At 56.1% G+C, this 26,644-nt stretch carries 29 protein-coding genes; 23 read left to right on the forward strand and 6 right to left on the reverse strand.

What is annotated here, in order from left to right; genetic code table 11:
- The first annotated feature begins 170 nt into the window (after positions 1-170).
- From PMI16_RS05125 to PMI16_RS05150, 6 genes are read left to right on the forward strand one after another with little or no spacing between them, the layout of a single operon-like run.
- Positions 171-1,466 (forward strand): ATP-binding protein, encoded by a 1,296-nt coding sequence (locus PMI16_RS05125; protein WP_007877073.1) that lies wholly within the window; start codon positions 171-173, stop codon positions 1,464-1,466.
- A 55-nt stretch (positions 1,467-1,521) separates the two neighbouring features.
- On the forward strand, positions 1,522-2,871 hold the full coding sequence (locus PMI16_RS05130; RefSeq protein ID WP_007877075.1) for an HD domain-containing phosphohydrolase: 1,350 nt from the start codon (positions 1,522-1,524) through the stop codon (positions 2,869-2,871).
- Positions 2,872-2,888: 17 nt separating this feature from the next.
- A complete protein-coding gene (locus PMI16_RS05135) occupies positions 2,889-3,707 on the forward strand; it encodes a response regulator (RefSeq protein ID WP_007877080.1) in 819 nt (272 codons plus the stop codon).
- Between the two features lie 6 nt (positions 3,708-3,713).
- Complete coding sequence (locus tag PMI16_RS05140) at positions 3,714-4,037, forward strand: hypothetical protein (RefSeq protein ID WP_007877081.1); 324 nt, start codon at positions 3,714-3,716, stop codon at positions 4,035-4,037.
- Positions 4,034-4,888 carry an HDOD domain-containing protein gene (locus PMI16_RS05145; protein ID WP_007877087.1) on the forward strand — a complete coding sequence of 285 codons (855 nt, stop codon included), beginning with the start codon at positions 4,034-4,036 and terminating at the stop codon, positions 4,886-4,888. Before PMI16_RS05140 ends, PMI16_RS05145 begins: the two co-directional genes overlap by 4 nt.
- A gap of 31 nt (positions 4,889-4,919) precedes the next feature.
- The gene (locus PMI16_RS05150) at positions 4,920-6,365 is read left to right on the forward strand and encodes an ATP-binding protein (protein ID WP_237719791.1); all 1,446 of its coding nucleotides are present in this window, start codon (positions 4,920-4,922) and stop codon (positions 6,363-6,365) included.
- Between the two features lie 51 nt (positions 6,366-6,416).
- Here the strand turns inward: PMI16_RS05150 and PMI16_RS05155 are convergent, their stop codons facing one another.
- Positions 6,417-7,055, reverse strand: a complete 639-nt coding sequence (locus PMI16_RS05155; RefSeq protein ID WP_007877091.1) for a response regulator — start codon at positions 7,053-7,055, stop codon at positions 6,417-6,419.
- Positions 7,048-8,421 (reverse strand): cache domain-containing protein, encoded by a 1,374-nt coding sequence (locus tag PMI16_RS05160; RefSeq protein ID WP_034379293.1) that lies wholly within the window; start codon positions 8,419-8,421, stop codon positions 7,048-7,050. Before PMI16_RS05160 ends, PMI16_RS05155 begins: the two co-directional genes overlap by 8 nt.
- Before the next feature lie 348 nt (positions 8,422-8,769).
- On the opposite strand from PMI16_RS05160, the gene PMI16_RS25735 reads away from it, so the two are divergent.
- The 10 genes from PMI16_RS25735 to PMI16_RS05205 all read left to right on the forward strand — a co-directional run bounded on the left by PMI16_RS25735 (position 8,770) and on the right by PMI16_RS05205 (position 16,571).
- Positions 8,770-8,928 carry a hypothetical protein gene (locus PMI16_RS25735; protein ID WP_007877096.1) on the forward strand — a complete coding sequence of 53 codons (159 nt, stop codon included), beginning with the start codon at positions 8,770-8,772 and terminating at the stop codon, positions 8,926-8,928.
- A 16-nt stretch (positions 8,929-8,944) separates the two neighbouring features.
- Entirely contained in the window at positions 8,945-9,166 is a 222-nt protein-coding gene (locus PMI16_RS05165) for a DUF3311 domain-containing protein (protein ID WP_007877098.1), read from the forward strand.
- A complete protein-coding gene (mctP, locus tag PMI16_RS05170; protein WP_007877103.1) occupies positions 9,166-10,665 on the forward strand; it encodes a monocarboxylate uptake permease MctP in 1,500 nt (499 codons plus the stop codon). Before PMI16_RS05165 ends, mctP begins: the two co-directional genes overlap by 1 nt.
- Positions 10,666-10,961: 296 nt before the next feature.
- Positions 10,962-11,492, forward strand: a complete 531-nt coding sequence (locus PMI16_RS05175; protein ID WP_237719792.1) for a TetR/AcrR family transcriptional regulator — start codon at positions 10,962-10,964, stop codon at positions 11,490-11,492.
- A gap of 329 nt (positions 11,493-11,821) precedes the next feature.
- The gene (locus PMI16_RS05180; protein WP_007877116.1) at positions 11,822-12,487 is read left to right on the forward strand and encodes a DUF3313 domain-containing protein; all 666 of its coding nucleotides are present in this window, start codon (positions 11,822-11,824) and stop codon (positions 12,485-12,487) included.
- A gap of 42 nt (positions 12,488-12,529) precedes the next feature.
- The gene (locus tag PMI16_RS05185) at positions 12,530-12,730 is read left to right on the forward strand and encodes a hypothetical protein (protein WP_007877119.1); all 201 of its coding nucleotides are present in this window, start codon (positions 12,530-12,532) and stop codon (positions 12,728-12,730) included.
- On the forward strand, positions 12,717-14,342 hold the full coding sequence (locus PMI16_RS05190) for a PqiB family protein (protein WP_007877121.1): 1,626 nt from the start codon (positions 12,717-12,719) through the stop codon (positions 14,340-14,342). The genes PMI16_RS05185 and PMI16_RS05190 overlap by 14 nt, the downstream gene beginning before the upstream one ends.
- Positions 14,339-14,935 carry a PqiC family protein gene (locus PMI16_RS05195; protein WP_007877123.1) on the forward strand — a complete coding sequence of 199 codons (597 nt, stop codon included), beginning with the start codon at positions 14,339-14,341 and terminating at the stop codon, positions 14,933-14,935. The genes PMI16_RS05190 and PMI16_RS05195 overlap by 4 nt, the downstream gene beginning before the upstream one ends.
- Before the next feature lie 350 nt (positions 14,936-15,285).
- Positions 15,286-15,987 carry an alpha/beta hydrolase gene (locus PMI16_RS05200; RefSeq protein WP_007877125.1) on the forward strand — a complete coding sequence of 234 codons (702 nt, stop codon included), beginning with the start codon at positions 15,286-15,288 and terminating at the stop codon, positions 15,985-15,987.
- A gap of 134 nt (positions 15,988-16,121) precedes the next feature.
- Positions 16,122-16,571, forward strand: a complete 450-nt coding sequence (locus tag PMI16_RS05205) for a MarR family winged helix-turn-helix transcriptional regulator (RefSeq protein WP_007877127.1) — start codon at positions 16,122-16,124, stop codon at positions 16,569-16,571.
- 169 nt (positions 16,572-16,740) lie between these two features.
- On the opposite strand, the gene PMI16_RS05210 is transcribed toward PMI16_RS05205, so the two are convergent.
- Positions 16,741-17,790: an asparaginase gene (locus PMI16_RS05210; RefSeq protein WP_034379296.1), complete on the reverse strand. Its 1,050-nt coding sequence runs from the start codon at positions 17,788-17,790 to the stop codon at positions 16,741-16,743.
- Positions 17,791-17,848: 58 nt separating this feature from the next.
- Between PMI16_RS05210 and PMI16_RS25740 the strand changes: the two genes are divergently transcribed.
- Entirely contained in the window at positions 17,849-18,169 is a 321-nt protein-coding gene (locus tag PMI16_RS25740) for a hypothetical protein (RefSeq protein WP_157212531.1), read from the forward strand.
- Between the two features lie 40 nt (positions 18,170-18,209).
- Complete coding sequence (locus PMI16_RS05215) at positions 18,210-18,896, forward strand: DJ-1/PfpI family protein (RefSeq protein ID WP_007877133.1); 687 nt, start codon at positions 18,210-18,212, stop codon at positions 18,894-18,896.
- A gap of 443 nt (positions 18,897-19,339) precedes the next feature.
- Here the strand turns inward: PMI16_RS05215 and PMI16_RS05220 are convergent, their stop codons facing one another.
- Positions 19,340-20,236 carry a LysR family transcriptional regulator gene (locus tag PMI16_RS05220; RefSeq protein WP_007877134.1) on the reverse strand — a complete coding sequence of 299 codons (897 nt, stop codon included), beginning with the start codon at positions 20,234-20,236 and terminating at the stop codon, positions 19,340-19,342.
- A gap of 130 nt (positions 20,237-20,366) precedes the next feature.
- Between PMI16_RS05220 and PMI16_RS05225 the strand changes: the two genes are divergently transcribed.
- The 4 genes from PMI16_RS05225 to PMI16_RS05240 all read left to right on the forward strand — a co-directional run bounded on the left by PMI16_RS05225 (position 20,367) and on the right by PMI16_RS05240 (position 23,270).
- On the forward strand, positions 20,367-21,347 hold the full coding sequence (locus tag PMI16_RS05225; RefSeq protein WP_007877135.1) for an aldo/keto reductase: 981 nt from the start codon (positions 20,367-20,369) through the stop codon (positions 21,345-21,347).
- A 79-nt stretch (positions 21,348-21,426) separates the two neighbouring features.
- Positions 21,427-22,200 (forward strand): SDR family oxidoreductase, encoded by a 774-nt coding sequence (locus PMI16_RS05230; RefSeq protein WP_007877136.1) that lies wholly within the window; start codon positions 21,427-21,429, stop codon positions 22,198-22,200.
- A 10-nt stretch (positions 22,201-22,210) separates the two neighbouring features.
- The gene (locus tag PMI16_RS05235; RefSeq protein ID WP_007877138.1) at positions 22,211-22,522 is read left to right on the forward strand and encodes a putative quinol monooxygenase; all 312 of its coding nucleotides are present in this window, start codon (positions 22,211-22,213) and stop codon (positions 22,520-22,522) included.
- A gap of 16 nt (positions 22,523-22,538) precedes the next feature.
- Positions 22,539-23,270 carry a carboxymuconolactone decarboxylase family protein gene (locus tag PMI16_RS05240; protein ID WP_007877139.1) on the forward strand — a complete coding sequence of 244 codons (732 nt, stop codon included), beginning with the start codon at positions 22,539-22,541 and terminating at the stop codon, positions 23,268-23,270.
- A gap of 170 nt (positions 23,271-23,440) precedes the next feature.
- On the opposite strand, the gene glmS is transcribed toward PMI16_RS05240, so the two are convergent.
- Complete coding sequence (gene glmS, locus PMI16_RS05245; RefSeq protein ID WP_007877141.1) at positions 23,441-25,258, reverse strand: glutamine--fructose-6-phosphate transaminase (isomerizing); 1,818 nt, start codon at positions 25,256-25,258, stop codon at positions 23,441-23,443.
- A gap of 138 nt (positions 25,259-25,396) precedes the next feature.
- On the opposite strand from glmS, the gene PMI16_RS05250 reads away from it, so the two are divergent.
- A complete protein-coding gene (locus tag PMI16_RS05250) occupies positions 25,397-25,864 on the forward strand; it encodes an Lrp/AsnC family transcriptional regulator (protein WP_007877144.1) in 468 nt (155 codons plus the stop codon).
- A 15-nt stretch (positions 25,865-25,879) separates the two neighbouring features.
- Here PMI16_RS05250 and PMI16_RS05255 read toward each other — a convergent pair.
- A partial coding sequence (locus PMI16_RS05255) for a bifunctional UDP-N-acetylglucosamine diphosphorylase/glucosamine-1-phosphate N-acetyltransferase GlmU (RefSeq protein ID WP_007877146.1) occupies positions 25,880-26,644 on the reverse strand: 765 nt, incomplete at its 5' end.

Raw genomic sequence — 26,644 nt, forward strand, 5'->3', positions numbered from 1 at the left:
CATGCGCTCCAAGCCGACATAGTTGCTAAATTGAATTGCCTGTGGAGGTCTTTACTGATAATAATGTGACTGCAGGGGACCATGTCGCGAAATAGTCGAAGAAAAAGCAACGCTGGATATTGGCAGCCAGTCTGTTACCGAGCATCTGTAAGGCCACTTCCCTATAGATCATGACTCAACAATTTGAAACTTTCGAATCGAACGTTCCCATCCCGCAGCCGATGGAGATTACGCAACGATTTGAGTATTTGATCGCGAATACGCCGGCAATCATCTATAGCAGCGTGCCGTCAGGGGATTTTAAAATGACGTTCGTTAGCGAAAATGCATCGAGGGTGCTGGGCTACGCTCCGCGCGAGATGGTTGAGGACCCTAATTTCTGGTTCGACCATATCCATCCCGACGATGCTCCGAACATCTTTTCAAGTTTGGCCTTGCTTTTTGTAGAAGGAGAGCGGGCTTATGAATATCGCTTCCTTACCAAGGACAGGCGCTATTTGTGGATGCACGACAGTCTACGTCTTATCCGGGATGAAAATAACAATCCGATTGAAGTTATTGGCTCTTTGACAAATATCACCGAACGAAAACTGATGGAAGAAGCGCTGCATCGCACCGGAGAAGAGCAGCGCAGTCTTATTGAAAAGCTAAAAGAAACCCAGGCGCAGTTGCTGCAATCGGAAAAAATGGCTTCCATCGGGCAGCTGGCTGCCGGTGTTGCGCATGAAATCAATAATCCTGTCGGATTCGTCAGTTCCAATGTGAAATCGCTTCAAACCTATGTTGACAAGCTGCTTCTGGTGATCAATCAACAAGAGGAATTGTTGCAACGGAATGAACTCAGCGACGACTTGAAAAATCAGGCAAAAAAACTCAGTACGGAGGCGGATCTCTCCTATTTGAGAGAAGATGTTGTTGATTTGATCGCGGAATCCCTGGACGGTTTGAAACGCGTCAAGGATATCGTCCAATCCTTGAAAGATTTTTCGCACGTCGGAGAGAGCGACTGGCAAATGGTGGACATCACGAAGGGGTTGGAGAGCACGATCACCATCGCGAACAATGAAGTGAAATATAAAGCCGTGATTGAAAAACACTACGGCGAACTGCCGCTTGTAAAGGGACTGGCCTCTCAGTTGAATCAGGTGTTCATGAATCTCCTGGTCAATGCCGCCCATTCCATCGTGGAGAGAGGGACCATCAGCATTTACACGGAATGCAAAGATGACTGGGTATATATAAAAGTTCAAGATACCGGCTGCGGTATTCCGCCTGAGAACCTGTCACGCATTTTTGAACCTTTTTTTACGACGAAACCGATCGGAAGCGGCACGGGTTTGGGTCTGTCGCTTTCCTATGGGATTGTCCAAAAGCATAGTGGCCGCATTGACGTGCAAAGCGAGGTCGGTGTCGGCACCAGCTTTACAGTGTGTTTGCCGGTGAGTCAGTTATCCGTCAACAATTAGACGGGTATGCGTCAATAGCATAGTACGGAACAGATTAAAGAATAGGACCTCAGACATGTCGAATACCGTTACCGCTTCGGATCCCCCCGCTGTAGAAAATGTGCTGCCGTCCTCCGTCATTTTGCTGGTCGACGATGAAGCGAGCATTCTGTCGTCGCTCAAACGCGTGCTCAGGCCAAAAGGCTATACCTTGCTTACCGCCGAGAGCGGGGCGGAAGGGTTAAGGCTGCTGGAACAGAATACCGTTGACCTGATCATCTCCGATATGCGCATGCCGGAAATGACAGGCGCCCAATTTTTGGGGAAGGCAAAAGAGCGCTACCCTGAAGTCACCCGCATTCTTCTGACAGGATATTCGGAAATCACGTCGACCGTTTCCGCCATCAACGATGGCGGCATTTATCACTATCTCCAGAAGCCGTGGGACGAGCAGGATCTTTTGCTGACGATACAGCGCGCCCTGGAGCAGCAACATCTGAAGAAAGAGGCTGCGCGACTCAATGAAGTCGTGAGAAAGCAGAATGAAGAATTGTTGACGTTCAATGCGCGACTGGAAAAGCAGGTTCAGGCGCGCACGGAAGAGATACGCCAGACCGTCATGTTTCTGGAAAACAGCCAGGCGGAAATCAAGCTGAATTTCTTGACGATGCTCAAGGTTTTTTCAAACATGATCGAGCTGCGCTCCGGCATGCTCGGCGGACAGTCCGATCGCGTGAGCGGATTGTGCCGAAGGTTGGGGAAAAAATTCAAGATCCCGGAATTTGCAATCCAGGATTTGGCGATTGCGGGTCTGTTGCATGCGATCGGGAAGATCGGATTGCCTGATGAGTTGATCCGCAAACCGCAGGAAAAGATGTCCGGCGAGGAGTCGCGTGTTTTCATGACGCATCCCGTCAAAGGGCATGTGGTTCTTACGCCTGTGGCCGCGTTCAAGGAGGTCGGCGATCTGATCTTGCATCAATACGAACGCTACGACGGGCGCGGCCTGCCCGAGGGGCTTTCCGGCGATGAAATTCCACTGGGTTCCCGCATTCTCGCCGTTGCGCGGGATTTTGAAGCATTGCGTTCCGGGGCCATCGCCACGTTGCCTCTTCCATTGGACAAGTCCATCCAGATTATCAAGTCCCAAAGCGGTCATCGCTACGATCCCGCGGTGGTGGATAGCTTTATTGCCCTTGTCAACGAGGGAGACTCCTTGCTGGCCGAACGATCGCGCGACATCAAGTCCCGGGATCTCGAAGTGGGCATGCAGCTGGCGGAAGATTTGCGCACCCACGAAGGGGTGCTGCTGATTGTCCAGGATTCCATCATTACCGCAAGCAACATCCAGCAAATCCGCAAGTTTGAACGACTGGAAGACATCGCTTTGCAGATATCGATCAAAGTCCTGGAAAAAGATGCTTAGCGGAGGAGTCGAAGATCATGTCGGAAGAAGCCATTTCTGAAAGTCCCCGACGTCGCTTGCTGCTGGTGGATGACGAGATCAACATCCTGTCGGCATTAAAGCGCCTGCTGCGCCAGGACAAGTACGACATCATGACTGCCAACAACGGGCAGGAAGCATTGGAGGTTTTAAAGAACAATCCGGTGGATGTTATCGTCACGGATCAACGCATGCCTGGCATGACAGGGGTGGAGTTTCTGCGGCTGGCGAAAGAATCCTATCCGGACACCATTCGTATCGTGCTCAGCGGTTATACGGAGTTGCAGTCCGTCACGGATGCGGTCAACGAAGGCGCCGTATATAAATTCCTCACCAAACCGTGGGACGACGTTCAACTGAGAGGGCACGTGGCGGAAGCCTTCAAACGCAAGGAAATGGGAGATGAAAATCTGCGCCTGCAACAACAACTTCTGCTCGCCAATCTGGCCCTGGAAACAACAAACCGGGAATTGGACAAACTCCTGAAAGAACAGGAAGAGCGAATCGAACACGACGAGGTGAGCTTGCAAATCACGCACGAGATATTGGAGCACGTCAGTACGCCGATACTCGGTATCGATGACGAGAAGAATATCGTCTTCATCAATGCGGCCGCGCAGGAACTTCTCGGAGGATCGCATGCATTGCTGGGGATGAAGATGACACGCAATGCCCCTCAGCTGGAACCGGCGTGGAGCCAGGCCAGCACCGAGATCGACATTCACGATGAACGATATAAAGTACTTACCCATCCCATGGGAAGAAGCTCCCGGTCCCGGGGAAAATTGATGACGCTCATCAAATTGAATGCAGGTTGAAAGACGATGGCTGCCACCGACACCACCCAAGAGATACTTCTGGATGATGCGATTCCGGGAATGACATTGGCCGAGGCAGTCTTGGACAGATCGGGCGCGCGCCTGATATCGCCTGGCGTCGAGCTTACCGAAAAATCCATCCATGCGTTAAGGCAACGCGGAGTGCTTCGCGTTCACGTCGTCGTGTCGTTGAACGAGCAAGCCCGCAGCAAACAGACCGAAAAGAGCCTGCAGAGGCTGGACGTGCTGTTCAAGAACAGTATCGATAGCAAGCCCAATCGACTGTTATTGGATAGTCTGCGTCGCTATCGCACAAGGACGACGCAATGAACCCGATAACCAGCGAGGAAATCAGCGAGGCGGTTGTCAGGCTTCCGTCGCTGCCGACCATCGTTCTAGAGCTTATCAATGCGCTCGACAACGGCGACGTGGATACCAACACGCTCGCACAAAAAATTTCGCATGACCAGGCGCTGACGGCAAAAGTACTCGGATTGGCAAACTCCTCGTTCTACGGCATGCAAAACAAAGTGGGTTCCATACCGCATGCGGTGACCGTATTGGGTTTCAATAGCGTACGTTCCTTGGTGACGGCCGCGGCAGTAGTCGGGACTTTTTCCGGCAGCAAATCCAAGGTGCTTGATTATGCGGAGTTCTGGAAGCACGCGATCGCGACGGCATTGTCCGCCAAAGCAATCGCAAGGAAACTTGGCGCCAACGAAGACCAGGCTTTCATCGGCGGTCTATTGCATAACATCGGCCGTCTGGTGCTGGCCACCTATTCGCCGTCACGCTATCAGGAAGTCCTGAACTGGCGTTCGCAACATGACGGAGACCTGATGGCGGCGGAAATCCACGTTCTCGGCATCGATCACAAAACCGTCGGAAGGGCGATGCTGACGCATTGGAAATTTCCCGCATCCATCGTCGAAACCCTGAATACTCCCGATGTCGCTCATCCGCATGAACAGTCCCGGGCCGCAGCCGTTGTGACCGTTGCCGATGCGATTGCCTATGGGCTGGATGTCAGCGGCGGGGAGCATGATCGTATTCCTGTGATCTCGCAGATCGAATGGGACATGCTGCACTTGAACGACGCGATGCTGACGGAGATTTTCAGTACAACCGAAAGACAATTCGAAGAAGCATGCATGATTTTGGGAACCAATGCAGGAGAATGATCGCAGCCCGTTTTATTTGGAGGAGGAGACCGTGTCATTTCTCAGCTCACAGAAGCCACTATCAGAGCCGCAAATCTCCGAGTTCTTTGATGGTTGTCCCGTCCCCGCTTTCGCCATCGACAGCAATCATCTCATTACGCATTGGAACAAGGCTTGTGAGCATATTCTCGGCATTCCTGCTGCGCAGATGGTCGGCACCAAGAATCAATGGAAGCCTTTTTACCTCTATGAACGCCCTGTCCTCGCCGATCTTATCGTCGCCGGCTCTTTGGAGAACGTTGTCGGGGCCTATTATCACGATGATGACAAGTTCCGCAGTTCAGTCGTCATTCCTGGCGCGGTAGAGGCAGAGAAGTTTTTTCCTCATCTGGGAGGTGAAGGGCGATGGCTGTATTTCTCCGCGGCGCCGTTACGTTCGAGGTCCGGAGAGATCGTCGGCGCCATTGAAGTCCTGCAAGATGTGACGGCACAAAAATCTGCGGAGCTGGACCTGAGAAGAATGCACCAGGATTTGGAACTGCTGGTGGTAAAACGCACGCACGAACTTGCCGCCGCCAATGAAAAGATGGAAGAGGATTTGCGCCGCCGCACGGCGGCGGAGGCCGAGCTTGTCCGACGAAATGTGGAACTCACCGAAGTCAATCGCAAACTGTCCATGGCTCAAGAGCAGCTTATGCAGTCGGAAAAACTCGCCTCCATAGGCCAGCTTGCCGCGGGAGTTGCCCATGAGATCAATAACCCGATCGGCTATATTTTTTCCAATTTCAGCACGCTGGAAACCTATATTGAATCCTTGTTGAAAATATTGAATGCCTATGAAAAACTGGATAGAAATCGCGATTCCCAGGAAGCCTGTGAAGAACTGAATGCAGCGCGAGAAGATGTCGAGATAGATTATCTAAAGGAAGATATCCCTGCATTGATGAGCGAATCCCGCGAGGGCATTACGCGCGTCAGGAAGATCGTGCAGGATCTGAAGGATTTTTCTCGCACCGATACGGCTCTGGAATGGCAATGGGCGAACCTGCATCAAGGCATCGACTCGACGCTGAACATCGTCAACAATGAAATCAAATACAAGGCCGATATCGTTAAAAATTACGGAGACTTGCCCGACGTCGAGTGTCTGCCAAGCCAGATAAATCAGGTCGTCATGAATCTGGTCGTCAATGCGGCGCATGCGATTGACGGCCGGCGAGGCAAGATATCGATCACGACCAAAGTCGTGGACAAAGACATTCAGATTGAAATAGAAGACACCGGAGGCGGCATCGCCCCCGAGAATGTCTCGCGCATATTCGATCCGTTTTTTACGACGAAACCTGTCGGTCAAGGCACGGGCCTGGGGCTGTCACTGTCCTACGGCATCATGCAGAAGCATCACGGGAGCATCAACGTCAGGAGCGTACTCGGTCAAGGCACAACCTTTACTTTGCGGCTGCCCATCAAGCACGAATCCCAAGAGGAACAATCGTAATCGCCGTTTTTCGATGACGCAATTTCGGCGATGCAAGCTTTCAGCTTGTGCTCAGGCACCGGATTTCGGCAAATGCTCCAGGGCGAATTTGATCAATTCGCTGCGGCCTTCGATATTGAGCTTGCGCTTGATGTTGAGGCAATGCGTCTCTACGGTGCGGATGCTCAAGTCCAGGGCTTTGGCGATTTTGCGGTTTGAGGCGCCGATGGCGATTTGCTCCAGCACCTGATACTCGCGCGCCGTCAGGCTCTCGTCGACCATGCGTGGACGCGCAATCATGGGGATGAGCGCCGCGCTGTAATAAATCCCGCCGGACAACACCGTTTCGATGGCGCGCACGATATCGTTGCCCGGCGCGTCCTTCAGAATATAGCCGCGTGCACCGGCGCGTATGGATTGCATGACGTACTCGGCTTTGTCATGCATGCTCAGGATTAACACCGCTATCCCCGGAAACATTGCATGAAACGCAGCAGTCAGTTCAATGCCGTTCATGCCGCGCAGATTGATATCCATGAGCACCAGATGGACGTCATGCCGGGCGGCATGGGCCAGCGCTTCATCGGCGCCGCCGGCTTCGGCCACGACCCGCAGGCTGGGCACGCTTTCGAGACGGACGCGCAATCCCTCCCGGATCATCGGATGATCATCCACGATCATGATATTGGTCACTGCAATTGCGTCAGACATGTGCCTCCACCCTGGATAGGTGCGCAACTTTAGCCTGCACCGTCGTCCCCGTTTGTGATGAAAAAATCGCAAAGCGACCACCCACCGCGGCCAGTCGCTCCGACATATTCCTGAGGCCGATGCCTCGTGTCGGATGTTGAGCGATCAGGCTGGTATCGAAGCCGACGCCGTTGTCCCGGATCGTCAGCGTGAAACACGCACCGTCGTCCAGCAGCTCCAGCGATACATGGGAAGCTTGCGCATGTCGTCGCACATTGTTCAGGGCTTCTTGCGCGATCCGGAACAGCACGGTATTGACGACCACCGACGAGGCCGTCGAGGCGCCATCGGAAATAAAGTCGATCTTCGGTCCCGAATGGGCTTCCCATTCTTCGCACAGATGTTGCAATGCGCTGGACAAGCCGAGATCGTCCAGAATCGCTGGCCGCAAGTCATGCGAGATATGCCTGATTTCCCCCAGCAGATCATGCATTTGGTTGACGGTGCGTTCGAATGACGCGCGCGCCGAGGAAAGCTGCTCCGGCGTATCGAGCTTGATGATGGCCGCTTCCGTTTGCAGTTTGATGGAGACCAGGTACTGGCTGACGCCATCGTGCAAATCGCGCGACACGCGCGCGCGTTCCTCTTCCTGGGATACCACCACGCGTTGCGCCAGCTCCCTCAATTTGGCATCCGCCACGCGGTGTTCGCTGAGATTGAGAAACAGCCCGCAACAGGCGATCGCCACCACGCTCATGATGGCGATGGCGCCGATGAGCGACATCGTATCGCGCACGTGTCCGGAGATCTGTTGGTCAATCTTGGTCAGCGCCGCATCGACGTCGTCGAGATAAATGCCGGTGCCGATAATCCAGCCCCATTTCGGCAGGGCAATGACATACGCAAGTTTAGGGGCGACGGTATTGCTCGACGGCTTTTTCCACAAGTATCGTTCGTAGCCGCCGCCGGCCCTGGCGCGCGCAATCAACAGCTGAATGGTCTTGGTGCCGTCAACGTTGGTCCAGTCCCACAGATTTTTTTCCAGCAGTTCTGGTTGGCGCGGATGCATCACGGTGTTGCCGGCAAAGTCGTAGACAAAAAAGTATCCGTCGTTGCCATAGTCAAGCTGCGCCAGGATATGCATGGCGGCGCGCTTGGTGGCGGCGTCGCTCAGGCCCGAGTCATAGAGATGGGAAACGGCGTGCTCCGCCAGATCGACGTAATGCCGCAACTCGGCATCCTTGCTGCTCTGATATGCCTGTTCTATCGATAAGCGTTGCTGCGCGCCGAGCTGTATCGTCTGATGCCTGACCACCAGTGCAATCACACAAAAAGCAATCATCAACGGTGTGACGGCAAAAAAAATAAGCTTGTGTCTGAGTTTCATTTTGGCAATTCGTCTCCCGCGGCAGCACTGGCTGCTGCTCTTGTCTTGTGTCGCCTCGTGTCGTTTTTCAGGCAGATCTACGTATTACTACGCAGACGTTCTACGTGATCGCACGCTTGTTCTATGTGACGTAAATCCGAATACTACGGCACATTCAAATACCAATAAAAATAATTTTAAATATCAGGAGACGCGCTCGCAAGCGGGTGACAAGCATGGCGGAACGGTGGGCATCCATTGTTTTTTTGTGGATCGCCTTATCGATCCGACGCCAGGCGACGCCCTCTGTTTCCGACGCTGATTGACTCAGCGCGCGAGAAATGTTTGCAGTGCCAAAGAGGAGAGCGCATGAAAAATTCAACTATGTCGACCAGGCTCAATCCGGGCTTTTTGTCGGAGCTGATCGGCAATGCCGTGTCGGCATTCAAAAATCAAGCAAACGCCTGCGCCGCCCGTGCTCTCGCTGCGCTGGAAAATACGATGCATTCATCGCCCGTCCTTCCATAAAAACCAAGGAGATCTCATGTCGTCTGACACCGAAACCCCGGTGGATAGTCCCGTCGCATCCCGTGCGGGTTATCTGCATTTGTTGCTGTTGATTCCGTTTATCGCGTTGTTGTGGCTGCCGTTCTACAACTTCAGCAAGCCTGCCTTGTTCGGCTTTCCCTTTTTTTACTGGTATCAATTCTTATGGGTCCCTCTGACTTCTTTCATCATTCTGATCGTCTACAAGGGAGATAGATAATGCCCGTCACTTTGAACATCATTGCACTCACTGTTTTCCTGGGATTTTTTGCGCTCGTCACCGTGATTGGCTTCATGGCGTCCCGCTGGAAAGCCGGCGATCTGAATGACCTGCATCAATGGGGTTTGGGAGGCCGTCAGTTTGGCACCCTGATCACCTGGTTCCTGATCGGCGGCGACTTTTATACAGCCTATACCGTCATCGCGGTGCCGGCGCTGGTGTATGCCGTGGGTGCCTACGGCTTTTTCGCACTGCCTTACACCATCATCGTTTATCCGTTTGTTTTCCTAGTCATGCCGCGTCTGTGGAAGGCCTGCCATAAAGGCAATCACATCACCGCAGCCGACTACGTCCAGGGCGAATACGGCGGTAAATGGTTTGCCGCCGCCATTGCCGTCACAGGCATCGTGGCGACGATGCCCTACATCGCGTTGCAGCTTATCGGCATGCAGGTCGTCATCAAGAGCCTGGGTATTTCCGGCGAGATTCCGTTGACGGTGGCTTTCCTGATTCTGGCTTTCTACACTTACGCCAGCGGCATCCGCGCGCCGGCGATGATTGCTTTCGTCAAGGACATCATGATCTACATCGTGGTCATCGTGGCGGTGTGCCTGATTCCAAGCAAACTCGGCGGTTATGCCTCGGTATTCGATTCTGCCGGCGCCTATTTCGCCGCCAAGGGCGGCGTCACCGGTTTGACGTTGCAACCCTCGCAAGTCTTCGCCTATGCTTCGCTGGCGCTCGGCTCTGCGCTGGCAGCCTTCATGTATCCGCATACGATGACTGCCATCCTGAGTTCGTCGAGCGAAAAAACGATCAAGAAGAATGCAATCCTGCTGCCGGTTTACTCGGTGTTGTTGGGCTTGATCGCGTTGATGGGTTACATGGCGATTGCCGCCGGCGTCAAGGTGACAAACAATACCGAGGTCGTGCCCGCCTTGTTCGCACAGCTGTTTCCGTCATGGTTCGTGGGTTTTGCGGCGGCCGCGATTGCCATCAGCGCGCTGGTTCCCGCGGCGATCATGTCGATCGGTTCGGCCAATTTGTTCACGCGCAATTTGTGGAAGCCGCTGGTCAATCCCAAGCTGACCGCCAAACAAGAAAGCCAGAATGCGAAGTTGGTATCGCTCCTCGTCAAACTGGGGGCCTTGGGTTTTATCGTTTTCTTGCCCACCAAATTTGCGATTGATCTTCAATTGCTGGGCGGCGTCTGGATCCTGCAGACCTTGCCTGCCATCGTGCTGACGCTATATACCAAGCGGCTCAGACTGCCGGCGCTGTTTGTCGGATGGTTGGCGGGGATTGCGTTGGGCACCAGCCTGGTCTATATCCAGGGACTCAAACCGATCTTTGCACTTCAGATCGCCGGCAATACCTATCCGGTCTATATCGGTCTCATCGCATTGGCCTTGAATCTGGTGCTGACTGCCGCCATCTCCGTGCTGTTGCCGGCAAAAGCGATACCTGCTGTTTCAGGAAAAATGGCGAATACCGCGTAACCGACGATTGGCCCGCATTGCGTTGTAAAGCAATGCGGGCCAATTGATTGCGGCCATCGAGAAAGCAGATTCTGTGATGCGAGACAAAGTTGTCAATGCCCTGCATGAAATTCAATGCAACGGCATCACGGGACCTATTTCCTTTGATGCAAGCGGGCGCCATTCGGGGCGGACGTGCGACGTAAAACCGGAGCGGTTGGATTGTTTTTGGTTATAGTTCGGGCTATCGTCGTGCTCTTAGCCTACAGAAGCAGAAAATGGACAACACAACCCGGTCGGAACGAACTCGCAATACCGTGATTCAGGCGGCATTAACCATTATCGTGCGCGATGGTCCCAAGCGGCTGACGCTTGACGCGATCGCGCGCGAAGGCGGCATGAGCAAAGGGGGACTGATGCATCAGTTTCCGACCAAGGCTGCAGTCCTGAAGGCGTTGCTGGAGCATCAGGTCAGTTATTTTGAAAATTTCTCGAAAGCCTATCAGGCAGAACATGGCGCCAGTTTGGTCGAGCCTGAGCTTGCCGCGCAGATTGCCGTCGCGCGTGAGGCCGTCTCTCAGCAGCAATCCGTGGTGTTTGCCATCCTCGGCGTCATCGGGGAAGACCCCGGACTTTTATCCATGTTTCGTGAACTCGATGCCAAGCGGCTTGAAGCGATCCGGGCTGAAGCCGCGGATCCTGAACTGGCGACGCTGCGCTGGATGGCCACTCGAGGGATGATTCTGACGGCCATTTTCGGTTTTTGCCCTTTGTCGCCGGACGAGCGCGAACGCTTGTTTGAGCGCTTGCTCGACAGCCGGCAATGGCAGGCTTTCTCCAAGCCATAAAAACAATCCTCCTGCCTGCGCGATGAACGCCATGTCGGCGTCCACCGCGCGGGCCATGCCAGTCTCCCTTTCTTCGGCAATAGCTTGCATCTGCTGCGGCAATCCTGACGTTCGCCAGTCGCTTCCTGCCTGATTCCTCTCTTCGGCCGCATTCTTTGTTTCAGTTTCTGAGGCTGGTATGCATTAATTCAAATAAAAACCGACTAGACGGTTTGTAAATGTCGAATTTAGTGCTATATTTCTCGCCAGAGTCGGCGCAGCAAGGGCCGAAGGCCAGGCAAGGCGCATCAATCCGCAGCAACAATCCGCATTCATCCGAAGGAATCGACATGTTCACATCCATCAGATCCGGCCGAGTGGTCACTATCGCAGCATTTTGCGTGGCGCTTTCAGCCTGCAGCACCACCAAACCTGTCCCTTATGCCAATCTCAGCTCCGCCGCTCAATTGCAACCGAGTTCGCAAGAGGACGCCGACAAGACGCCTTTCGTCTATTCCTCCGCCGCGAATTGGAGTGGCTATTCAGCCATCGTCATGGAGCCCGTCGTTGTCTATCGCGGCCCTGATCATCAGTTTGGCGATTTGTCGGACGCCGACAAGCAGGAACTTGCCCGCTATATGGGCGCCACATTCAGAAAAGCGCTGGGCCAGCGATTCCGGCTGGTCTCCGGCGCCGGGCCCAACACCCTCAAGCTCAGATTGACGTTGGCCGGAGCAGACACCAACACTGCCGTGGCGTCGACGGTAACCCGTTTCGATCTGGCCGGAATGCCATATAACGTGGTCCAGTCGATACGAGGCAAGGAGGGAGTGCTCATGGGATCGGTCAGTTATTCGGTCGAAATCTATGACGCCACGAACAATCAGCTATTGAAGGCGTTCGTGACAAAGCAGTATCCCAATGCGATGAATGTTGGCGCTACCTTCGGTTCGCTCAGCGCTGCCAAAACAGGCATCGACAAAGGGGCGGAGGCCTTGGTTGCACAGCTGAAATAATCATCTGGCCGGACAGGCAGGATTCATTCATCGGAGGCTTCGATGCATGTCGCGCGCAACCTTATCGAGAGAGAAGTGCCGGCCAGGACGGATCCTTCGCATCGGATCGTGGAAATCGTCGGTCGCCGGTCCATGCCCGATATCTTCGTCGGCGCCATGGTGGTGCTGACGATGCCGGCTTCGCAGTGCTTGGATCTTCGTCTGCCATGGACCATTCTCGATCAAACCGATGAGCGAACCTGACTCCACGCCTGCGCCGGTCTCCCCGGACATTCGCCAACCTGTGCGCTGGTTGCCATCGCTGGTTTGGCTGATACCTCTCATCGCCGCTGTCGTCGGTCTGTCGCTATTGATTCATACGCTGCTGCAGAACGGGCCGGAGATCAGCGTCACCTTTCGTACCGCGGAAGGGCTGACGCCGGGGAAGACGGTCGTACGTTATAAATCCGTCGACATCGGTCGCGTGAAATCAGTACATCTGGCGCAAGATCGTTCGCATGTGATCGCGGTCATCGCGTTGTCCAACGATGCTGAAAGCTTCCTGGCCAGAGATACGCGTTTCTGGGTGGTGCGTCCTCGTCTTGCCGTCTCCGGCGTCTCGGGACTGGAGACCCTGCTGTCCGGCGCCTATATCGGTGTGGACGCGGGGAAATCGGCGATACGCGTCAAGAAATTCAACGGACTGGAAGTGCCGCCGGCCATTACGACGGATGTATCGGGCAAGCAATTTACATTGCGCGCTGCCGACCTGGGTTCATTGGATATCGGTTCGCCGGTCTATTACCGGCGCATGCAGGTCGGCCAGGTCGTGGCATACCGGTTGAATCCGGACGCCCGGGGAATCTCTTTGCGCGTATTCGTCAACCGGCCCTACGACAAGCTTGTCACGACGGACACCCGCTTCTGGCACGCAAGCGGGGTCGACCTCAAGCTCGACGCCGGCGGCATCAAGCTCAATACACAGGCACTGGCCACCGTACTGCTTGGCGGCGTGGCTTTTCAGGAACCGGATCATCCGATAAACGCGGCGCTTGCCAACGAAAACGCGGAGTTCATGCTGGCCGCCGACCAGGCGGAGGCAATGAAGCCGCGCGACGAGCTCGCGCCTGAACTTGCCGTGCTCAACTTCGATCAATCCGTACGGGGTTTGTCGCCGGGATCGCCGGTGGATTTTCGCGGGATCGTGATCGGCCAGGTCCGCTCCATCGGCATCGACTATGTACGCGAGAAAAAAATGTTCCGCTTTCCGGTAGTGATCGAACTCTATCCGTCACGCATCGGCCTTGACGTCGGCGAGCTGAGAAACAAACGATACGCGCGCGATATTGCAGAAACCATGAACAAGCGAGGCATGCGCGCACAGCTTCGCACCGGCAATATGCTGACCGGCCAGCTATATGTGGCCTTCGATTTCTTTCCCAATGCGCCTGCGGCCAAAGTAAATATCGACGGGCCGATGCCGGAACTGGCGACGATGCCCGGCGGACTCGATGAGCTGCAAACCAAGCTGGGAAATATCGTCGCCAGGATCGACAAGATTCCCTTCGATGATATCGCTCGGGAATTGCGTGTTTCCATGGCGTCGCTGGACAAGACGCTCAACAATGCAGACAAGCTGCTGGTGCAACTCAACGGCAATGTTGTACCGGAGTTCGCGGCGGCGATGCAGGATGCGCGCAAGATGCTGCAAACCGCCAACAGCACGCTTTCTTCAGATGCGCCGTTGCAGCAGGACACGCGCAGGACGCTGCAGGAACTGACGCGCGCAGCGGCATCGTTGCGGACCTTGACCGACTATCTGGAACGCCATCCGGAGGCGCTGATACGCGGCAAGGTCAGGGAGGAGGCGCCATGACCGCCGGCATCCGTCTGCGGTTTTCCTTCCCGGCTTTCGTTGTCATGACAGTTGTACTCTCCGCTTGTGCATCGCCGGATCCTCGCTACTACACGCTGTTGCCGGACGTCGTAGCGGACTCGCGGACCTTCTTGCCGACGGCACCGATGTTGATTGAAGTCGCTCCCGTGCGCGTACCCGAACACCTGAATCGCTCCAACCTGGCGATCGGAAACGGTGACGGAAGTTTCAGGTTGCTCGAACAGGCCCGCTGGGGAGCGCCGCTTCCCGATGCATTGCGGGATGCCATTTCCGAGCGGCTGCAAACTGACCTGAGCGCCATCGACACCTACCACCAGTCGATGCGCGATGCGAAGCCGCGTTATCGTATCAATATCGACGTTCTGCAGATGTCTCTCGAATTCGACGGGCGTGTCGATGTCCGCGCCAGCTGGGTCGTGACCAGGCTGGCGGATGGAAAGGCGGCGGCAGGACGGACAGAGCGCCGGATGCGCACTCCGGGCGGGGTCGCGGAGATGGTGGCGGCCTGTCGGCAGATGATCGCCGGGACGGCGACAGACGTGGCAGAAACTTTGCGTTCTCTCAAAGACTAGCCGATGGATCGTTGCTGGTAAGGGAGGGATCGCCGTGCAGCGTTTTTGGACATTTCCCATACCTGCTCCCGGCTGCTGATTCAACCGGTGATGCAACAGATTGATGGAAGCATTCCGCTGGTATTTATTGGCGTCAAGCAAATAGCGAATAATCCTTATCAAATTTGCATTGTTGGTATTTGGCGTCATTGATAAAGTTGTTGACAATTATTAGCGCGCTAAGTATATTGTCACTCAGGCGCTCGGAAACAGGCGATTGGCGTCAAATATATTGCTTACAATTTAATTGCCTACTATTTTTATCGTGTCTTTACATTGATTCTTCATCTCATCTTATAAAGGAAATCATCATGAACTCATTAGTACTTTCTATCGTTTTGGTGCACGGCGGTTTTGTCGACGGATCCGGCTGGGAAGGTGTCCACAACATCCTGAAGCAGGACGGCTACAATGTCAGCATCGTCCAGAATCCGACCACCAGCCTGGCGGACGATGTTGCGTATACCAAGCGTGTCATCAATGCCCAGCAAGGCCCCGTTCTGCTGGTCGGTCATTCCTACGGCGGCGCGGTCATCACGGAAGCCGGCAATGCTCCCAAGGTCAAGGGACTGGTGTATGTGGCTGCATTTGCTCCGGACAAGGGCGAATCGGTTGAAACCCTGATCAAGAACCCCGCTCCGGACGCGCCGGTGCCGCCGATCCTGCCTCCGGTTGATGGCTTCCTGCTGCTGGATCAGGCCAAGTTCGCAGCGTCGTTTGCAGCGGATGTCGATCCCAAAAAAGCCAGCTTCATGGCCAACTCGCAAGTGCCTTGGGGCCTGGGAGCGCTGACCGGCACCGTGACCGAGGCTTCATGGAAGGTCAAGCCCAGCTACTATCTGCTCACCAAGGACGACAAGATGATCCCGCCGGCAGTCCAGCGGTTCATGGCGAAGCGCATCAAGGCCGAAACTGTTGAAGTTCCCGGCAGCCATGCGGTGTACGTATCGCATCCCGAGGTCGTGGCGGCGCTGATCGAAAAGGCCGCGAAAGCAATCGCGGAAAGCAAATAATTACGCCCCGCGGGGCGCGGACATGGTCATGCTTTCCATCCGCGCCCCACATCATTTAATTTATTAGCGCGCAAATTAATTTTGATACAATAGGATATCTACCAATCGGAATTGCACCCTGCAGAGGGAGGAAAATGAAGCCGGAAAGTCCGCCAACACTGAGTGAGCATCTCTGCTTTAAACTTTATTCAACTTCGTTGAAGATGACCCAGCTATACAAACCGTTACTGGCACCACTCAATTTGACCTACCCGCAGTATCTGGTGATGGTGGTCTTGTGGGAGGAGGAGGGGATTGGGATGAAAGACTTGGCCGAACGTCTTCATCTGGATGCCGGATCCGTGACTCCGCTTGTCAAGCGGCTGGAAGTCAACGGTTATGTTATTCGAAGCAGGAACCCGCACGACGAGCGCAATCGTATTTTGACGCTGACAAAGGCCGGAAAAGCGCTTCGAACGAGCGGAATGGAGGTCAGCCGGCAGATCGTCTCACTGTGCGGCATCAGCATGCCAAAGGCAGACATCCTGATGAACAATCTTGATGTGTTGAACCGTAATATCGGCGAAGTCCTGACCGACGCGTAAGCCGGCAGTCGCTTCGCGAGAAAGCGGAATAGAAAAAGGAAAAGGCCCCTGGATGAGGGGCCTTTGCATTTCCGGCTAACGATAGAGTCGCTTGCTGCCAGGCGCTGCGCAGCGCGAGCGGCGGTAGCGCAACCTGTGCCGCACGGAGTCGATTCCCGGCCAGCCGTCTCTAATAATCGAACGCGGCTTGCAGCTCGTTCTTGCTTGTCTTTCCCTGATGCAGCAACAATATGAGGAGCAAACGCGCTTTCTGCGGGCTCAGGTCTCCTGCCATCACGGCGCCGGCGTCGAATGTCGTCTTGCCGCCTCCGGGAAAACCGTAAACCGGCATGGTGCGGCCGTTATAGACGCGGGTCGAGATCACCACGGGCACGTTCTTGGACAAAGCATATTTCACCGCCTCGAACATGGAAACATTCATGTTTCCCATGCCTGTCGCCTGCACGACGATTCCCTTGGCGCCTTGGTCCACCGCGTAGCGCAGCAATGCTCCGTCGGCACCGCCGAACATGGAGAGAATTTCCACGCGCGGCATCTCGCCTGTACCGATATCGATATGCTGGCGGCGCAACGCCGTCCGTGAAAACACCACCTTGTCATCCCACACTTCGCCAAGGAAACCGAAATCGCCGGATTTGAAGGTTTCCACATCGCCGGTGTGCGTTTTGGTCACGCTGCGGGCGGCGTTGATCTGATTGTTCATCGCCACCATCACGCCCTTGCCCTTGGCGTCTGCGCTCGTGGCGATACGAATGGCGTTGAGCAGGTTGCGCGGCCCGTCAAAGTCGGATTCCGATGCGTTGCGTTGCGCACCGATGAGCACCACGGGCTTGTCGGACTTGACGGTCAGATCAAGCCAGTAAGCAGTCTCTTCCATGGTGTCTGTGCCTTGCGAAACGACTACCCCCGCCACTTCCGGCCTGGCAAGCGCATCATCGACCGCCTTGGTCAAACGCGACCACCATTTCGGCTCTACATAGTTGGCCGACATGTTGGAGAAATTATTCACTTCAATCGTGGCAAATTTCGCGGCATCCGGCACCGTCTTCATCAGGTCATCGCCGGAAATCGCCGGAACCACTCCCTTGGTCACGGGATCGATTTTCATGGCAATGGTGCCGCCGGTGGCGATGAACTGCACGACAGGCTTGCCCTGTGCCAGCGCTGCACCCGACACCAGGCAACACGCGACAAAGGCAATAACGGGACGCTTCGGCATCGGGATGCGGCGGAGTCTGGCTATAAAGATTTCCGGCCGGTACATTTCAGGAAAATTCATGATGTCTCCTCATTTTCTATTTATAAAAATGCGCAGCAAATATGCATGCGGTTCAGGCTCGCGTCTGCATTGCAGATTCCATTCAGGAACCGGCAATCAAGCGACATTGACGGTTCTCGGTATGAATGCCGTCTTCCAGATTTGGCCTGGGAAAGGTACTGCAAGTATCGAGCCAGTCGAAGGAGTTCACATCGAAAATTCCAACATATTGATTTCATTGCTTCTTTCATTTCGTCACTATCAATCAATTGCGGAATTTCGGAATTTCTTGTTCGGGGTGTGCGAATTGCCGCAAAGGTGCAGCCAAATGATGTTATGAACGTCCGTTACTGGCCCAGGGTGTTTCAAAAGACAGATCCATGCACGTGAATATCATCACGGTTCCTGACATGGTCCAGCTCGACATTACCGGCCCCTACGAGGTGCTGGCGCGAACGCCGGGATGGACAGTCAACCTGGTCGCCGCTACGCCGGAGGCGGTACGCACTGATCGTGGATTGCGATTGTTGCCCAACGTCACGCGAGCGACCGCCAAACCGTCGAACATTTTGGTCATACCAGGTGGGACTGGTATCGATACCGCGATGCTGGATCCGGAATGGGTAGAGTACGTGCGCAAGGAAAGTGCCAAATGCGACTATGTATTTGGCGTCTGTACCGGCTCCTTACTGCTGGGTGCTGCGGGAGTTTTAAAAGGAAAGCGCGCCGGCGGTCACTGGCAAGCGCGCGACATGTTGACGCAGTTTGGCGCCACCGTCTCCAATGACCGGATGACTCGGGACGGGAATATCTATACTTCCGGCGGCGTGACGTCCGGCATCGATATGGCTCTTCGTGTCGTGGCCGATATTGCCGGCCTTGAAACGGCGCAAAAAATCCAGTTGGCGATGGAATACGATCCGGCACCGCCGTTTGCCGGTGGCACCCCTTATACGTCGCCACCTGACATTGTCGCGGCCGTCCTCAAGGACTCAAGCAAGCGCCGCGCACTGCGAGAATCGATGGTTGCCGAGGCTGCACAGAGGCTCAATCGTTCGGGTGGATAACGGAAGTTATTACTGTCACGAACCGTACCGCGACCGCTTGGGCAAGTCGCGGTTTTTTAGTTTGTTGTCAAACATCGTCATCTTCATGCCTCGGGACATTCGGTGTTGGCCGGTTGCGGACTTTAACTCTTATCGCAGAAGCGTTGCTTGTTCTCAATTGTAGGCGTCTACAAGAAGTCAAGAACTATAAGCTTGGATTCGCGGTTAATAAATCAACTTTGAGGCGCTTCAACAAGAGCACACTCGCTAAGGCACAAACCGAACCAGATTCCGTTACCACGCAATCCAAAACCATAACTGCACAGAAGGAAAGCAACGGTGACGAGAGCGAATAAAGTTGAGCGCAAATCGAAGGCGTAAGCATCTGATTTTGATAGAACACAGGAAGCGTCCAAAGTTGGTCGGAGCTATTTCTTCCTTCGACGTTCATTACACCTGCCCCATCAGTTTTTTAACCGCAGAGCCTCCAACACAAGCATAAATGCCGGAGACGCATTTCGCCTGCTCGGATAATACAAATGATAGCCAGGATAAGTTGGCCGCCAGTCGTCGAGCACTTGGACCAAATCGCCAGTTGCGATGTATCGGTCGGCGACGTCCTGAGGTACGTAAGCCAAGCCATATCCTTCAAGCGCAGCTGTCAGTATCTCTGACGATGTGTTGAGAATGAGTTGTCCTTGCACATGCACGCTCAATTCCTGACCTGCCTTTTCGAATTCCCATGCGTAAAGTCCACCATGTGTAGGCAGGCGCAAGTTGATGCAATTGTGTTTAGTCAGGAGGTCTTGAGGGACTATCGGTGCCGACCGTGCTGAGAAATAGGAAGGCGAGCCGACAACCGTCATATGGAAGTCTGGGCTGATGCGGACCGCGATCATGTCTTTTGCCACTTGGTCGCCAACGCGCACCCCTGCGTCGAATCGTTCGGCAACGATGTCGATAAGGCCGTAGTGGATTGAGAATTCCACCTTTAAATCAGGATAGGTGGGCAGCAGCGCGGACAACTTCGGCCATAAGATCGTACGGACTGCATGGTCGTGTGAACTGATCCTGATCGTGCCGGCCGGTTTGTCACGCTCTTCGCTTAGCGACGCCAATCCGGCCTCGATGCCTTCACAGTACGGGCCGACTGTTGCCAGTAGGCGCTCCCCAGCGTCAGTGGGCGACACGCCGCGCGTCGTCCGCGTCAGCAGCCGTATTCCCAGCTTTGCTTCGAGCGCGCTAATTGTGTGGCTCAAGGACGACTGTGACAGGCCGAGCTGTGCCGCGGCCCGAGTAAAGCTCCGCTCCCGAGCAACCACGACAAAAGCTGCCACATTATTAAGATTTATACGTTCCATTTATCGAAATTCTGCATATGGGTATTCGGAGTATATGCCTTCACGTACGAACTGTCCGCGCCTATAGTGAGTCAACAGGTTCTGCCGGCTACTTCACACATCCTTGGCCGGCCCTTTTTAGGAGCGCGACATGCAACAACGTAAATTGGGAAACAGTGGTTTAGAAGTATCAGCAATCGGACTCGGTTGCATGGGTTTAACGTTTGGCTACGGTCCGGCAACCGATAAGAGTAGTGCTGTTGCCTTGATCCGTGCCGCTTTTGAGCGTGGGGTGACATTGTTTGACTCCGCCGAAGCATATGGCCAAGCAAATGAAGAAATGGTAGGAGAAGCTGTTGCGCCGTTCCGTGACAAGGTCGTCATCGCCACAAAGTTCGGCTTCAAAGATGGCGATCCTAAAGCGGGCTTGGACAGCCGCCCTGAGCGTATCCGCCAGGTCGCGGAACAGTCGCTCAAGCGCCTTAAAACGGATCGCATCGACCTGTTCTACCAGCACCGTGTCGATCCGAACGTGCCGATGGAAGACGTTGCCGGCGCCGTGCGCGACCTGATCGCGGAAGGCAAGGTCAAATACTTCGGTATGTGCGAAGCCGGCGTGGACGCCATCAGCCGCGCTCACGCCGTGCAGCCTCTGTCGGCCCTGCAAAGCGAATATTCGATGTTCACCCGTGAGCCGGAGCACGAAATCCTGCCGCTGCTGGAAAAGCTGCGTATCGGTTTCATTCCGTTCAGCCCGCTCGGCAAAGGCTTCCTGACCGGCAAGATCGACGGTGGCACGACCTTCGCAGCAGGTGACGTGCGTAACAACCTGCCGCGTTTTGCCGACGAAGCTCGTGAAGCCAATCACAACCTGGTGACCCTGATCGGCGAAGTTGCCGCCCGCAAGAGTGCCACGCCGGCACAGGTGGCCCTGGCGTGGCTGCTGGCCCAGAAGCCGTGGATTGCGCCGATTCCTGGTACGACCAAGCTGCACCGCTTGGAAGAGAACGTCGGCGGCGCCGAGGTTCTCCTGACGTCGGAAGATATCAAGGCGCTGGCAGACGTGCTGGCAAGGGTGCAGGTACAAGGCGAGCGCTACAACGCACAGATGATGAAGACCATTAACCGCTAAACCATCTTGCTATCGCGCGTCTTTCCAGGAGAAGTCTCCAACGGATGCACGCGCGCCCACTTCAACGCAGGAACACAACATGACTTCACATACTCTCAACGGGCGCATCGCACTCGTCACCGGCGGCACGACCGGCATTGGCTTCGGCGCGGCCCAGTGCCTGATCAAAGCAGGCGCAACAGTCTACATCACTGGCCGTCGCCGCGAAGTGCTTGATAACGCGGTGGAAAAATTGGGTAAGGGCGCCATCGGCGTCCAGGCCGACGCGTCCGTCAAGGCAGACATGCAGCGCGTGGCTGACACCATTAAGCAGGCTCATGGCCAGCTCGACATCCTGTTCGCCAATGCTGGTGGCGGCCACGCCACGCCGCTGGCGGAATTGACTGAAGAGCAGATCGACAGTGAACTGTCGATCAACGTTAAAGGCGTCGTGCTGACGATGCAGACCGCATTGTCGGTGTTACGCGACGGTGCGTCCGTTATCCTGAACGCTTCCATCACCGCCGACATGGGCCTGAAAGGCTTTGGCGTCTACGCGGCCACCAAGGCAGCGGTGCGCTCGCTTGCGCGCAGCTGGACCACTGACTTGCGCGATCGCGATATCCGCGTCAACACAGTCAGCCCGGGTGTCGTGCCCACCGAAGGCTACGGCAAGGAACAAAAAATGAGCGACCAGGATGTGGCCGATTATGTGGCCCGCGTCGCCACCGAGATTCCGGCGGGACGCGTCGGCACCACGCGCGACATCGGCAATGCCGTCGTGTTCCTGGCGTCCGATGCGAGCAACTATATTCGCGGCATCGACCTGATCGTCGACGGCGGCATGACGCGCGTCTACGCGGGGAAGAACTGAGAATAGCGCCATGAACAACGCCAAGTCGAACGAACGTCACATCATTTGCGAACTACGCTGCGAATCAAAGGACCGCGAGCGCGTGCGCGAACTGATCCTGCGATTCGTGCAGCCGGCACGCGCGGAACCGGGCTGCTTGTATTACGACCTGTACCAGCAAGTCGATGCGCCCGACATTTTTTTCATCATCGACGGTTGGGTCGATGATGCCGCCGTCAACAGCCATGCCGCGCATCCCCATGTGGCCGAAGTGATGAAAGAGCTCGGACCGCTCCTGACATTCGGACCATCCATCACATTGACCACGCGCGCCAGCGACTAATATTGAAAGGATTTCCATGACCGATCTGAATCAACAATCGCTCGCCGCAGCGCCGGAAGCGCGGCAAGCCATGAAGAGGATTGCGCCCGCACTTGGCAGCTATACCGATAGCGTTCTATTTGGAACGCTTTGGCAACGGCCGGACCTGTCGAAGCGTGATCGCAGCATCGTCACGCTGTCGGCCATTATCGCCCGCAACCATACTGCAGAGCTCGATTTCTACCTGGAGTTCGCGCTGGATAACGGCGTGAGTACAGCGGAGATTTCTGAAATCATTACGCATCTGGCTTTCTATTCCGGGTGGGGCGCAGCCATGTCAGCGATTGAAGTTGCGCAACCGCTCTTTACGCGCCGCTCCGTGGAGCCAGCGTCGTTGCTTGGCGCAGCGGTTGCATTCCTTAAGATCGACGAGACTACAGAGTCGCAGCGCGCTGCGATGGCCGAGCAGAGCGCCGGCAAGGTCGCGCCCGGTCTGGTGCAGTTCACCACCGACGTTCTTTTTAAGGACCTTTGGCTACGCTCGGGGTTGGCGCCGCGTGACCGCAGTCTGGTCACCGTCAGCGCTCTGGTTGCCGCAGGCCATTTTCCGCAAATCACTTACCACCTAAATCGCGCGATGGATAATGGCTTGACAGAGGCCCAAGCGTCAGAAGTTATTACGCATTTGGCATTCTACGCCGGCTGGCCGAATGCGTTTTCGTCGGTTCCCGTCATGAAAGATGTGTTCGAGAAACGCGCGAAATATTAGTACATAGGGTCGATGCTGCCCATTTGGAGATTGCAAAGCCTGTCCGGCTCACACATTTATCTAACTCTCAGCTCGACCAACTTTCATCAGCTTTAGTCAAACGTTAGCTCGACCAATCTTATTCGGACCCGACCAACTTTATTAGCTCTAGTCAACGATGCGCCCCAACCTTATTCGACCGTCACCGACTTCGCCAGGTTACGCGGCTTGTCGACGTCAGTGCCGCGCGCCAGTGCCGTGTGATACGCCAGCAACTGCAGCGGCACCACGTGCAGGATCGGCGACAGCAGGCCGTAGTGTTCCGGCAGGCGGATGACGTGCAGGCCTTCGCTGGAAACGATGCTGGAGCCGGCGTCGGCGAAGACGTAGAGCTGGCCGCCGCGGGCGCGGACTTCCTGCATGTTGGATTTCAGTTTTTCGATCAGCGCGTCGTTCGGTGCGATGGTGACGACTGGCATTTCTTCCGTGACCAGCGCCAGCGGACCGTGCTTGAGTTCGCCTGCGGCGTAGGCTTCGGCGTGGATGTAGGTGATTTCCTTGAGCTTCAGCGCGCCTTCGAGTGCGATCGGATAGTGCAGGCCGCGGCCGAGGAAGAGGGCGTTTTCCTTGCGTGCGAAGGCTTCGGCCCAGGCGACGATGCTCGGTTCCAGCGCCAGTACGCTTTGCAGTGCCGCCGGCAGGTGGCGCATCGCCTTGAGGTGCGCGGCTTCCTGTTCGTCGCTGAGCAGGCCGCGGGTTTGCGCCAGCGCCAGCGTCAACAGGAACAGTGCCGCCAGCTGTGTGGTGAACGCCTTGGTGGAGGCGACGCCGACCTCGACGCCGGCGCGCGTGATGTAGGCCAGTTCGGACTCGCGCACCATGGCGCTGGTGGCGACGTTGCAGATGGTCAGCGTGTGGCCCATGCCTTGCGCGCGCGCGTGTTTGAGCGCCGCCAGCGTGTCGGCAGTTTCGCCGCTTTGCGAGATGGTGACGACCAGCGTTTTCGGATTGGCGACGCTGTCGCGGTAGCGGTATTCGCTGGCGATTTCGACGTTGACCGGGATCCTGGCGATCGACTCGATCCAGTATCTGGCGGTCAGGCCGGAGTAATAACTGGTGCCGCAGGCGAGGATGAGGACGGAGTCGATGTCCTTGAAGATCTTGTGGGCGCCGTCGCCGAACAGCTCGGGCATGATGCCGTCGACGCCTTCGAGCGTGTCGGCGATGGCGCGCGGCTGTTCGAAGATTTCCTTTTGCATGAAGTGCTGATAGGGGCCGAGCTCGACCGCGCTGGTGAAGGCGTGCACGGTTTTGACTTCGCGCTCGGCCGGCTTGCCGTTGACGTCGACGATCCAGTAGCGTTGCAGTTGCAGGTCGACGACGTCGCCTTCTTCCAGGTAGACGATCTGGTCGGTGGTGCCGGCCAGCGCCATGGCGTCGGAAGCGACGAAGTTCTGTCCTTCGCCGACGCCGAGGATCAGCGGCGAACCCTGGCGCGCAGCGACCACGCGGTGCGGTTCGTCGACGCAGAAGACGGCGATGGCGTAGGCGCCGGTGAGGCGGCGCACGGCTTGTTGCACGGTGTCGAACAGGTCACCGGTGTACATATGGTCGACCAGGTGGGCGATGACTTCGGTGTCGGTCTGGCTTTCGAAGACGTAGCCCGCGCCTTGCAGTTCCGTGCGCAGCTCTTCGTAGTTTTCGATGATGCCGTTGTGGACCAGCGCAATGCGGTCGCGCGAAAAGTGCGGATGGGCGTTGTGGGTTGCCGGCGCGCCGTGCGTGGCCCAGCGGGTGTGGGCGATGCCGGTGAAGCCGGCGAGATGGGTTTCGGCGACTTGCTTTTGCAGTTCGGCAACACGCGAGGTGCTGCGCGAGCGTTGCAGCTTGCCGTCCATGTGCACGGCCACGCCGCAGGAGTCATAGCCGCGGTATTCGAGGCGTTTCAATCCTTCCAACAGAATTGGAGTGACATCCTTTTGCGCCACGGCGCCGACGATTCCGCACATATGCTGCCTTTCGTGATTGAGTGAATGGGCTCATCTTATGGCAGGTGATATGAAATAAGATTTCTAATTTATCCAATATTTGGATTATTATTCTAATGGCTATTCGTGTTGAATTAATATTTCAAATATTGAATAAAAATGGAAAAAATAGATATCGATGATCTCGATCGCCGTATCCTGAACGCCCTGCAGGACGACGCCTCGCAAACCAACCATCAGTTGGCCGGGCGCGTGCATGCGTCGGCGCCGACTTGCCTGCGCCGGGTCAAACGTCTGGTGGATGCGGGGGTGATCGCGCGCCAGGTGGCCCTGCTGGCGCCGGAGAAACTCGGTCCCGCGCTGACGGCCATCGTCGAGATCACGCTGGATCGGCAGGGCGACGAGCGGCAGGTGGAGTTTGAGGAGCTGGTGGCGGGCGAGGCGGCGGTGCTGCAGTGCTACCGCGTCTCACCGGGACCGGATTTCGTGTTGATGGTGCAGGTGGCGGACATGCCGGCCTACCATGCGCTGGCGCACCGCCTGTTCGCCACCCACAAGAACGTGCGCAACGTGCGCAGCTATTTTTCCATCCACCGCAGCAAGTTCGAAACGCGGATCGCCGTCTGAGGCGAGTGCCGCGCTTTATTTCTTGATCTTGACCGGCCGGGTCCAGCCGGGCAGCGACATTTGCTTGGCGCGCGAGAGCGTCAGCTGATCCGCCGGCGCATCCTTGGTCAAGGTGGTGCCTGCACCGATGGTGGCGCCCTTGCCGATGCGCACCGGGGCGACCAGTTGGCTGTCGCTGCCGACGAAGACGTCGTCTTCGATGATGGTCTCGAACTTGTTGACGCCGTCGTAGTTGCAGGTGATGACGCCGGCGCCGATGTTGACGCCCGAGCCGATGGTGGCGTCGCCGATGTAGGCAAGGTGATTGGCCTTGCTGCGGGCGGCGATCTTGCTCTTCTTGACTTCCACGAAGTTGCCGATATGCACGTCTTCGCCCAGTTCGGCGCCCGGGCGCAGGCGCGCATAGGGGCCGACTTGCGCCGCCGCGCCGACGACGGCGTCGTCGATGTGGGTGAACGGCTTGATCTGCGCGCCTTTGCCGATGCGGGCGTTTTTGATGATGCAGTTGGCGCCGATGACGACGCCGTCTTCGATCTCGACCTTGCCTTCGAAGATGCAGTTGACGTCGATGCTGACGTCGCGGCCGCAGGTCAGCGCGCCGCGCACATCCAGGCGCGCGGGGTCGAGCAGCGTGACGCCTTGTTCCAGCAGCGTGTCGGCGATACGACGCTGGTAGACGCGTTCCAGTTGCGCCAGTTGCGCCTTGCTGTTGACGCCGAGCGTCTCGGCGATATCGGCAGGCTGGGCCGACACGACTTCGACGCCGTCGGCGACCGCCGC

Origin of the sequence: Herbaspirillum sp. CF444, from assembly GCF_000282135.1 — a bacterium.
Taxonomy (GTDB): Bacteria; Pseudomonadota; Gammaproteobacteria; order Burkholderiales; family Burkholderiaceae_D; genus Herbaspirillum.